The organism is Johannesbaptistia floridana, from assembly GCF_057440575.1.
Genome location: NZ_JALKVM010000036.1, coordinates 20,471 through 30,558 on the forward strand (window position 1 = coordinate 20,471; position 10,088 = coordinate 30,558).

Below are 10,088 nucleotides of genomic sequence, written 5' to 3' on the forward strand. Positions count from 1 at the left end.
ATTTACTCAAAAATTTCCCTTGATTCTTCTTGGCCTCAAGGGTTTTAAGGGTTTTAAGGGTTTTAAGGGTTTTAAGTCCACCAGGGGTCTTCATTGGTACGAAAATCTGTTTCTGACCAAGTAGTAAATACTACTTTGTCATTTTCGGTGACTTCAGCGTTTACTAGAGCTAAAGATAGAGGTGCTGGTCCTCTAACTACTTTTCCTGTAGCATCGTATTGGGAACCATGACAAGGACAAATAAATTTATTTTCGCTACCGTTCCAAGGTACTACACACCCTAAGTGAGTACAAACGGCATTAAGAGCGTAACTATTGAGGCTGTTGTCTTCTGTTACTACTAAATAGGTGGGGTCTCCTTTTAGTCCTTGAGCTAGAACGCGATCGCCTGCTTTGTGTTCTGCTAGAAATTCACTGACTATTACATCATTTCCTAAGGCATCTTTAGCTGTTACTCCTCCTCCACCTGCTCCGCTAGAGGGGGGAATAAAATATTTTACCACTGGATATAGAGCACCTAGAGCTACGCCAGTTATAGAGCCAAAGGTTAATAGATTCATAAATTGCCGACGTCCCATGCCTGGTACGTCTGAACCACCCGAAGTAAGTTGAGCCATAACTTAGACCTTAATGAATGTATACTGCTTTCTTTTTTTGTTTCTAGCTAAGCTAAATTCTCGTAAACTTTTATGAGATATATTTAGAAAAGCAATTGCTATTTTAACCTGGATTGTCCCCTAAATTAAGCTTATTATCTGCTTGATTTTGATTTTTTTGGGGCTAGTCTCTATTATTCATAAAGCTTTTACACTTTTTTAAACTATCTTTACAAAAATTAACATTAATTTAGCAAGTTTACTTAAAAACTAATCTTTACTGGTCATCCCTACTTTGGGTCTGGCCTAGGACGATATAAGAAAAATAATCCAATTACCCCAAGAAGAATTTCTAGTAAACTAATAATTTGAGCGATGCGCCAATCTCCCAACATGAGACTATCTGTGCGTAGCCCCTCTATCCAAATTCGCCCACTACTATAGGCAATCAAATAGGTAAAAGCGATGGTACCTACTTTCAGACGTCCTGGGTGCTTGAGTCCCCATCTAAACAACCAAATCAGCAGTATGAATACGGCTATGTTCCAAAGGGACTCATAAAGAAAAGTAGGATGAAAATATTCATCCTGGATATATTCAAAAGGTCGATTAGAAGGAGGAATATATAGTTTCCAGGGTAAATCAGTAGGAGTTCCAAAAGCTTCGGAATTAAAAAAATTACCCCAACGTCCAAGGGCCTGGCCTAGGATTAAGGAAGGGGCAATTAAGTCAGTTAACTGCAAAAAGGGAATTTTTAGGACACGAGAAAAAATTAATGTAGCAATTGTGCCCCCAATAATTGCTCCGTGAATAGCAATACCCCCTTTCCATATAGCAATAATATCGAGGGGATTTTGAAGATAGTCTGGCAATTTAAACAGGACATAATATAGGCGAGCCGCAGGCAGAGAGGCGATAATCAACCAAATGACTAAATCTCCCATTAGTTCTGGTTTAATTCCTCTTTTTGCTGCTAGATATTGCGATAAATATACACCAATAAGTACAGCAGTAGCGATTAATAGTCCATACCAACGAAGTGTAATGGGACCAATTTCCCAAATAATTGGACCTGGGGATTGAAATCGAAAAGCTAAAAACATAGAGTAGTACCAATTTCTTGAAATTTAAGCCGAAAACCTTTTATGTTAGCATAGCAAAATTTAAATACACTAATATTACGTGAATTTAGCAGATTTAAGATAAATGAATTTATAATAGAGAGACTATCAGCTATAAACCCTAATAATATATTAAATATGCTAGAGATTCTAGGTTCACTATCGGCGGCGGCGGCGGCGGGCATGAGATTAGGAATTCCTATATTAGTTTTAGGATTAATCTATACAGGAAAAGCTTGGGAGAATATACCGATTATTAGCAGTATTAATCCCATAGTTATTTTATCAATTCTTATAGTTTGGTCTTTATTAGAATTAACTTTTTCTAAAAAACTGCTAGGACAACGTCTATTACAAAATGTTCAGTTAGTTTTTAGCCCTTTAGTTGGCTCTTTGTTAGCTTACATGATGACACAATACTATAATTTATCCGCTGATGATCGTTTAACTTGGGTACTAGTTATATCGGGAGGATTTTTAGCTTTAATCATCAAACTAGTAGAAATAGGCTGGTTTTTTCGTTTAGGTGGCATCCCGATTACTGTAGTAGTTTTTGAAGATGTGCTCTCGGCTTTAATGGTGGTATTGGCACTGAAAGCACCCCAAGAAGGAGGGTTGATCGCTATCGCTTTATTATGGATAGCTTTACGTAGCGCAGGGGAATGGCGTATATGGCATTTAAAATCTAATGAGAAAAAAATAGGAAATTAAGGACTTTTTATCAGTAAATCCCATTTATTAGTAATTTATGTTTGAACAGAGGAATCTAAAAACACATCACTCTTCTAATATAAAATAAATATTCTTAGTAATATCCGCCCTGAATTTGAAAGACCAGGCGAGAAAATGAATTGCCATAAGATAAATAACTAGTAATTGTTTTTCGATGATGATTAAGTAAAGATTTCGTATAATATGATGATAAAAGTAAAATTAACAGTCTCTGAGGAAAGAAGACATGGCATTATAGTTCAATCAAGCTAAAAATTATCTTTTTAGTAACTATATTGTTATAAGTGTTAATACAGACAATTTGAGTAAAAAGGAAAATGATTGACAACTTACCAGAAGACATTTTAAAAAAACCCTATTTTTGGATATTAGCTATAGCAGCAGCACTATTTACTATTTACTTTGGCTTATTGTGGAAAGCAGAGGATGTAGCTCATCTAGGAATGAGTGGTTTATTTGTATTAGGGGCGGGTTCTTTAATTTGGGATAGAAAAGAAAGCTTATCATTGAAAACAAATCTAATAGCTATAGGAGTGGCGATCGCCTTAATCGTTGCCACTTTATATGGTTTAACTCTAGATCTGCAAATAAGAGGAATAGAGGCCCATCCCGTAGTTAGGTTAGCGGCTCTAACCTTTGGGGTAGCTTTAGCTTTAATGGCAGGTGGATTTCCTGGTTTGAAACAATATCGAGGAGAACTAATAATACTAGCAGCTTTGAGCTTACCTAGCGTCATATTAACGCCTTGGAATCTAGCTCCTATTACAGCTCAATTTGCAAGTGGGACATTATGGAGTATGGGTTATGATGTAGGTATTGATGGGATTACGCTTCACATGCCAAGAACTACAGTTTTAGTAGCAAGGGCTTGTTCTGGAGTGGAATCAGTAACCTATGTATTGGGAATCTCGATTCTGTATCTGGTTATGTTCCCTCTCAAACGTATTCATCTGTTTATTGTGCCAATAATAGCAATAATCATCGGGTATCTGGTCAATTTAGTGCGAGTTGTAGCTATGTCAGTGTTAATTAATGCTGGCAAAATGGAAGCTTTTAAGTTTTGGCATGAAGGAGAGGGATCTTTGCTAGTAGGGATAATAGCAGTATTGATATTTTCCGCATTCTATTTTGCTTTGCTTAAATATGTATCTTTAGAAGAGGAAGAGGAAGAGGAAGAGGAAGAGGAAGAATTACAAACAGAGATAGATTTTATTAATAACTAACTGAAGTTACCCACTGGTATGTTAGGTATTAGGTTTAATTTTTAAAAAAAAGAGGTATAACTCAAAAATAGTGTTATACCTCTTTTAGTTGATTACAGTTAATCAAAACAAACTGTGATTAACCCTTAGCCTTGGAGAAGTTTATCACCTTTAGCGATCGCCTTTTCAATGTTACCTACCAAGTAAAAAGCTTGTTCTGGGTATTTATCCAACTCTCCTGATAGAATCATTTGGAAACCTTTGATAGTTTCTTCAAGAGTTACATATTCACCTGGAGATCCGGTAAATACTTCTGCCACGAAGAAGGGTTGAGATAGATATCGTTCGATTTTACGAGCGCGATCTACTGTTAAACGGTCTTCTTCAGAAAGTTCATCTAAACCGAGAATCGCGATAATATCCTGTAACTCCTTGTATCTTTGGAGAGTCGATTGTACAGCGCGTGCTGTATTATAGTGCTCTTCCCCTACAATATTGGGTTGTAACATGGTACTAGCAGAACCTAGAGGATCTACCGCAGGATAGATACCCTTAGAAGCTAAGCTACGAGATAGTACAGTAGTTCCATCTAAGTGAGCGAAAGTTGTTGCAGGAGCTGGGTCTGTCAAGTCATCAGCAGGTACATACACTGCTTGAATGGAAGTAATTGAGCCTTCTTTTGTCGAAGTAATTCTCTCTTGAAGATCACCCATATCAGTCCCCAAAGTAGGTTGATATCCTACTGCTGAAGGCATACGGCCTAATAAAGCTGATACTTCTGAACCTGCTTGTACGAAGCGGAAGATATTATCAATAAACAATAATACGTCTTGCTTGTTAACATCGCGGAAATATTCAGCCATAGTCAAAGCCGAGAGACCAACGCGCATTCTCGCTCCTGGGGGTTCATTCATTTGACCGTATACAAGGGCAATTTTTGACTCATTAAGGTTTTCTTCGTTGATTACCTTAGACTCGATCATTTCATTGTAGAGGTCATTACCTTCGCGAGTACGTTCGCCTACTCCACCAAATACGGATACTCCACCGTGGTTGATAGCAATGTTGTTGATCAATTCCATCATGATTACGGTTTTACCAACCCCTGCACCACCGAATAGACCAATTTTCCCACCACGACGGTAGGGAGTTAGTAAATCAATTACCTTGATGCCTGTTTCAAAAACGGTAGGTTTAGTGTCTAATTCAGTTAACTTAGGTGCTGGACGATGAATTGGTGAAGCTTCCTCGGCTCCCACTTCACCTTTGTTATCTACAGGTTCACCTATAACATTGAAAATACGACCTAAAGTTTTTTTCCCCACGGGAACACTAATCGGTGACCCTGTATCTACGATTTCCATCCCCCTGATTAGGCCATCTGTACCACTCATCGCTACTGAGCGTACTTGATTATCTCCCAATAATTGCTGAACCTCACAAGTCACAGCAATATCTTGTCCTGCTTCGTTTTTACCTTCTACTCGCAGAGCATTATATATATTAGGTAATTTACCACTAGGGAATTCAGCATCGACTACGGGACCGATAACCTGTGTAATTTTACCAACGGTTTTATCTGTTGTGGCTACCATGTTTATATCTACTTTTTGTGTTTAACTGTCAAGTGAACTGTTAATTAATTCTAAAATCAGTCGTCTTTCAGCTTATCATCGTTTGGCGCTCATTTTATCGCGAACTTAAATTTTTCCCTTTTTTCCCTAGTAAATTGGTAACCGTTCAGCTCAGACTCAGACCTCGCATCTTTACCCAAAGTTACTGGTTGGGGGTTGAGTCTTGAAGTCTTGAAGTTTTGAAGTAATGTTGAAAAAAGCCATATAACAATTGATGTAAAGCTTTAAACATTCTTAGGACTTTGTTGACAGTAGAACAACAATAAACTAAAAATAGCTATTCCAGCTACATATTTAAAAATATCTAAAATCAAAGGACTCGGAGAAAAAAAGCCTTCGATAATTCCAGCAATCACTAATATGGGTACAATTCCAAAAACCAATCTAGCAGCTTTACCACCATAGTATTTGAGGGCATCAAGACGACGATATTTTCCAGGAAATAATAAACCTCTAGCTATCAATAAACCAGCAGCCCCTGCAAAAAAAATAGCAGGTAACTCCAAAGCACCATGAGGGAAAACAAAGGCCCAAAAGGGGTAACCGAGATTACCCTGACTTACTAAAGCCGCAACGGCTCCAATATGCAGTCCATTGAAAGCTAAAATATATACAGTCAATATCCCTAAGGTAATGCCTCCCGCTACTGCATTAAAACTTACCTGGATATTATTAATCATGATATTACTAGAAGCTAGGGGCTCCCATCCTACAATCGAACCCATCCATAATTCTTGTTCATCTAGTACCTTGGTAATTAACTCTTGTGGTACCGTTAGAGAAAGAAAAACGGGATCTTGCCAAGCATACCACCAAGCTAGTAAACCCGGAACTAGGAAGATTATTAATGCAATTAGAGTATAAGCAAAAGTTTCTCTCACTGTAGCGGGAAAACCCCAACGATAAAAATCATATAATTTCCGCCATTCTTGATGACGTGAACCTTGATAAATTAGGGTATAACTTCTGGAGGTTAAATTTTGTAAATCTTGCAGCAAAATTTCCCCAACTTGATGAGTTTTAGCTCTAGCTAAATCCGCAGAAACCGAACGATACAAACTCGCTAACTCATTAATTTCTCTAGCTGGTAATTTCTGGAAACCTTTTGTTTCTACTTGTTTCAACAGAGTATCTAAGCGTCGCCAATCTTTCTCGCGTCGAGCGATCCACCTTTGAATATTCATAAAATCTTAAACAATAAATTTTTTCAATCTAGTATAATATTAAATATAATACACAAAAAATTAAACTGACAAGGGGTTGTGGGCAATTATACTCATTTACCTCTATATTACCCTTGGAAAAACAGTTAAAAATTTAATAAATCTTAAAAGTAACTCTCTATCAGTATAGTGTAAAATTAAATACGAGATATTTTTCTATTAAAAATTTTATAAAATCTTAATCAATAGCAGAGTAAAAGATAAGATACAATTATAAATATAACTAATCATTCATTATAGATTATGCAAAATAGTTCTCTGAAAATCGGTGATGTAATTAGCGCAGGAATACGTATTTACCGAGATAATTTTCAACAATATCTGCAAATATCAATTATTGCTGGTTTATGGGCAATAATACCTATTTATGGTTGGGCTAAATATATGGCAGCCTGCGGTTTAATCTCTCGTCTCGCTTTTTCCCAGGTTATTGAAAAACCAGAAACAGTCTCTTCAGCACGAAGCAATATTGATTCCAAAATGTGGCAATTTTGGTTAGCTGGTATATTAGTCTCCTTGATATTTTTTGGTTTTATAATCGGTCTTTTACTAGTGGGGTTTGTTTTGTCCTTAATATTTGCCGGTTTAGCCTTCTCTGGAGACGGAACTCTAGCTATCTTATCAATATTAGTAGGCATCGCATTTTTTTTAGCATCTATTATAGGTGCTTATTGGCTAACTGCACGATTAGCTATTACAGAATTACCTATAGCAGTTGAAACAAATGTAGACAGCACAAAAGGAATTTCACGCTCTTGGCAGTTAACTAAACAATTTGTGGGAAAGTTAATATTAATCTTTTTCGTAGCCTCTTTAATTACTATTCCAGTTTCTTTAGTAGTATATATTTCAGCTGGTATATTTCAAGGAATAGTGGTAGGGATTTTAGGGGGATTATTGGGACAAGATAACTCTCTAGTGCAATTAATTGCCATTCTTCTAAATTTATCTATTAATATTGTACTAGGAGCGGCAGTAATGCCCTTTTGGCAATCAATAAAAGCCGTTATCTACTATGACTTGAGAAGTCGCAAAGAAGGAATAGATTTAGCTATATAAGAGTATCAGGGGGAAAAGCGATCGCTTCTAGAAATTTCCCCAAGACAATAGGTTAATTAGTAAAATGATTTGATAACTATGGGACTATTTAATCATATCAGAGTAGAAACACCAGAAAGTGTAGAACTAGAATTTAAACTAGCAGGAATCGGTAATCGAGCCTATGCTTTGTGTCTGGATTACTTAATAATTGGAATTACTATAGTTATAGTACTAATTACAACAACCTTGTTATTATTTTACCTTGGTGAAGCTACTCAAGGAATATTGGATGATATTTATGAAATAATTAGTTTATGGATATTCGCGATTCAGTTTTTAATAATTTCGGTAATTTATCTGGGATATTTTGTTTTTTTTGAAACTCTATGGCAGGGGCAGACTCCTGGTAAACGCCGTGTAGGTATTCGGGTAATTGGAGATACAGGCAAAACTGTAGGGATAACTCAAACTAGCCTCAGAGCACTATTGAGACCAGTTGATGATATTTTCTTTTTTGGGGCATTTTTAATTGTTTTTACCAAAAAAGAAAAACGTTTAGGAGATTTAGTGGCAGGTACATTAGTAATTAACGAGAAAAAAAATGACAACAAAGTTAATATACCTCTATCTCCAGAAGCCAAAGTATTAGCTAAAGACTTATTAACAACAGCAGAAATTAAAGAACTACTGCCAGAAGATTTTGCCATAATTAGAGAATATTTACAGCGCCGACCTCAAATGATTTCTTCAGCTAAAAAAGAAATTAGTAAAAAGATGGCAGCCAAGATGAAAGAAAAAATTAACTACAGAGAAAATACTAAGGATATATATTCTGATATCTTCTTAGAAGCAGTATATTGGGCATATCAACAAAGTCAATCTTATTTACCAAGAGATTAAATAGGCTATAATAAAACAGTTGTATTTATAAATTGATATATGCCTTATCAATCAGTAAAACTAGAAACAACAACGCCAATTTTATCTTGGGCTAATCACGAATTAGGGCCACAAGAAATACAAATGGCGCAAAATATGGCTAGTTTACCCTTCATGTTTAAACATATAGCTTTAATGCCCGATGTTCACCTAGGCAAAGGGGCTTTAGTAGGTTCTGTTATTGCCACTAAAGAAGCGGTTATACCTGCGGCCGTAGGAGTAGATATTGGCTGTGGTATGGCAGCAGTAAAAATGCCCTTCACTGCCCCACAATTAGAAGGAAAACTGAAAAAAATTCGCGAAGATATAGAAGCAGCTATTCCTGTGGGATTCAATGAGAACAAAGAAGTAGACAAACAAGTCACTAACTGGCAGGGTTGGAGTGAATTTAGTAACTTACATCGAGGTGTTCAAGATTTACAAACTAAAGCTTCTAAGCAAATGGGTTCTCTCGGTGGAGGCAATCATTTTATTGAAGTATGTTTAGATACAGAAGAGCAGGTATGGTTAATGTTGCACTCGGGTTCTCGTAACATCGGCAACAAACTAGCTATGTGTCACATATCTACAGCTAAAGAATTAGCTAAACTAGCAGGGTTAGCAACACCAGATCCTGATTTAGCTCATTTTGTAGCCGGGACACCAGAATTTACAGCCTACTGGCACGATTTACAATGGGCGCAAAACTACGCCCGTTACAATCGAGATGTGATGATGAGTCGCTTTCAAAAAATTGTCAGTCAGCATCTAGCTGGAGGTGACAATGTTAAACCCCTACTATCGGTAAATTGTCATCACAACTACGCAGAGAAAGAAACTCACTACGGGGAAGAAGTCTATCTCACCCGTAAAGGAGCAGTAAGAGCTACTAGAGAAGACTACGGTATTATACCAGGTTCGATGGGAGCAAAATCATTTATAGTCAAAGGAAAAGGCAATCATGATAGCTATTGTTCCTGTAGTCATGGTGCAGGCCGTCTGATGTCTCGTAATGCCGCTAAAAAACAATTTACTATAGATGATTTAATTGAGCAAACTCAAGGAGTAGAATGCCGTAAAGACAGAGGCGTTATTGACGAAATTCCTGGTGCTTATAAATCGATTGATGAGGTTATGGAACAACAAAATGATTTAGTTGAGGTGGTAGCTACTCTTAAACAAGTAGTTTGCGTTAAAGGTTGATAGAGATTTTTAACCAGGCGATCGCTATTTTGAGTTGAAATTTTCAACAAAATTTTTATGTTCTAAACTATTAATACCTTGTTGTAAAACAGTTAGAACTTCAGCCAGTAGGTTGGGTTAAACAAAGTGCAACCCAACAGTAAATGGCGATAAGATTAATGTTTGTTGGGTTATCTCCCTGCCCCAACCTACGAATTAATTGATATAAGCTTGTAGGTTGGGTTAAACAAAGTGCAACCCAACAGTAAATGGTGATCAGATTAATGTTTGTTGGGTTATCTCCCTCAACCCAACCTACGAATTAATTGATATAAGCTTGTAGGTTGGGTTAAACAAAGTGCAACCCAACAGTAAATGGCGATAAGATTAATGTTTGTTGGGTTATCTCCCTCAACCCAACCTACGAATTAATTGATAT

At 36.7% G+C, this 10,088-nt stretch carries 9 protein-coding genes; 5 read left to right on the plus strand and 4 right to left on the minus strand.

Going from position 1 to position 10,088, the window contains the following annotated elements; translation table 11 throughout:
• Positions 1 to 71 precede the first annotated feature (71 nt).
• A complete protein-coding gene (gene petC, locus MW688_RS02650; RefSeq protein ID WP_486734365.1) occupies positions 72 to 617 on the minus strand; it encodes a cytochrome b6-f complex iron-sulfur subunit in 546 nt (181 codons plus the stop codon).
• 269 nt (positions 618 to 886) lie between these two features.
• The gene (lgt, locus tag MW688_RS02655) at positions 887 to 1,699 is read right to left on the minus strand and encodes a prolipoprotein diacylglyceryl transferase (protein WP_486734366.1); all 813 of its coding nucleotides are present in this window, start codon (positions 1,697 to 1,699) and stop codon (positions 887 to 889) included.
• Between the two features lie 156 nt (positions 1,700 to 1,855).
• Here lgt and MW688_RS02660 point away from each other — a divergent pair, with 156 nt between their 5' ends.
• Together MW688_RS02660 and crtA are read left to right on the plus strand one after the other, a co-directional pair.
• Entirely contained in the window at positions 1,856 to 2,428 is a 573-nt protein-coding gene (locus MW688_RS02660) for a DUF4126 domain-containing protein (RefSeq protein ID WP_486734367.1), read from the plus strand.
• Between the two features lie 338 nt (positions 2,429 to 2,766).
• Entirely contained in the window at positions 2,767 to 3,672 is a 906-nt protein-coding gene (gene crtA, locus MW688_RS02665) for a cyanoexosortase A (RefSeq protein ID WP_486734368.1), read from the plus strand.
• A 125-nt stretch (positions 3,673 to 3,797) separates the two neighbouring features.
• Here the strand turns inward: crtA and atpD are convergent, their stop codons facing one another.
• Positions 3,798 to 5,246: a F0F1 ATP synthase subunit beta gene (gene atpD, locus MW688_RS02670; protein WP_486734369.1), complete on the minus strand. Its 1,449-nt coding sequence runs from the start codon at positions 5,244 to 5,246 to the stop codon at positions 3,798 to 3,800.
• A gap of 263 nt (positions 5,247 to 5,509) precedes the next feature.
• A complete protein-coding gene (locus MW688_RS02675; RefSeq protein ID WP_486734370.1) occupies positions 5,510 to 6,469 on the minus strand; it encodes a stage II sporulation protein M in 960 nt (319 codons plus the stop codon).
• Positions 6,470 to 6,751: 282 nt separating this feature from the next.
• Between MW688_RS02675 and MW688_RS02680 the strand changes: the two genes are divergently transcribed.
• From MW688_RS02680 to MW688_RS02690, 3 genes are all read left to right on the plus strand, one after another.
• Entirely contained in the window at positions 6,752 to 7,567 is an 816-nt protein-coding gene (locus tag MW688_RS02680) for a hypothetical protein (protein ID WP_486734371.1), read from the plus strand.
• 78 nt (positions 7,568 to 7,645) lie between these two features.
• A complete protein-coding gene (locus tag MW688_RS02685) occupies positions 7,646 to 8,449 on the plus strand; it encodes an RDD family protein (RefSeq protein WP_486734372.1) in 804 nt (267 codons plus the stop codon).
• Between the two features lie 39 nt (positions 8,450 to 8,488).
• Complete coding sequence (locus MW688_RS02690) at positions 8,489 to 9,670, plus strand: RtcB family protein (RefSeq protein WP_486734373.1); 1,182 nt, start codon at positions 8,489 to 8,491, stop codon at positions 9,668 to 9,670.
• Positions 9,671 to 10,088: the final 418 nt, after the last annotated feature.

Bases quoted from the DNA above. Each gene is read 5' to 3' on its own strand.
- petC (WP_486734365.1), bottom strand. From the start codon at position 617: ATGGCTCAACTTACTTCGGGTGGTTCAGACGTACCAGGCATGGGACGT.
- lgt (WP_486734366.1), bottom strand. From the start codon at position 1,699: ATGTTTTTAGCTTTTCGATTTCAATCCCCAGGTCCAATTATTTGGGAA.
- MW688_RS02660 (WP_486734367.1), top strand. From the start codon at position 1,856: ATGCTAGAGATTCTAGGTTCACTATCGGCGGCGGCGGCGGCGGGCATG.
- crtA (WP_486734368.1), top strand. From the start codon at position 2,767: ATGATTGACAACTTACCAGAAGACATTTTAAAAAAACCCTATTTTTGG.
- atpD (WP_486734369.1), bottom strand. From the start codon at position 5,246: ATGGTAGCCACAACAGATAAAACCGTTGGTAAAATTACACAGGTTATC.
- MW688_RS02675 (WP_486734370.1), bottom strand. From the start codon at position 6,469: ATGAATATTCAAAGGTGGATCGCTCGACGCGAGAAAGATTGGCGACGC.
- MW688_RS02680 (WP_486734371.1), top strand. From the start codon at position 6,752: ATGCAAAATAGTTCTCTGAAAATCGGTGATGTAATTAGCGCAGGAATA.
- MW688_RS02685 (WP_486734372.1), top strand. From the start codon at position 7,646: ATGGGACTATTTAATCATATCAGAGTAGAAACACCAGAAAGTGTAGAA.
- MW688_RS02690 (WP_486734373.1), top strand. From the start codon at position 8,489: ATGCCTTATCAATCAGTAAAACTAGAAACAACAACGCCAATTTTATCT.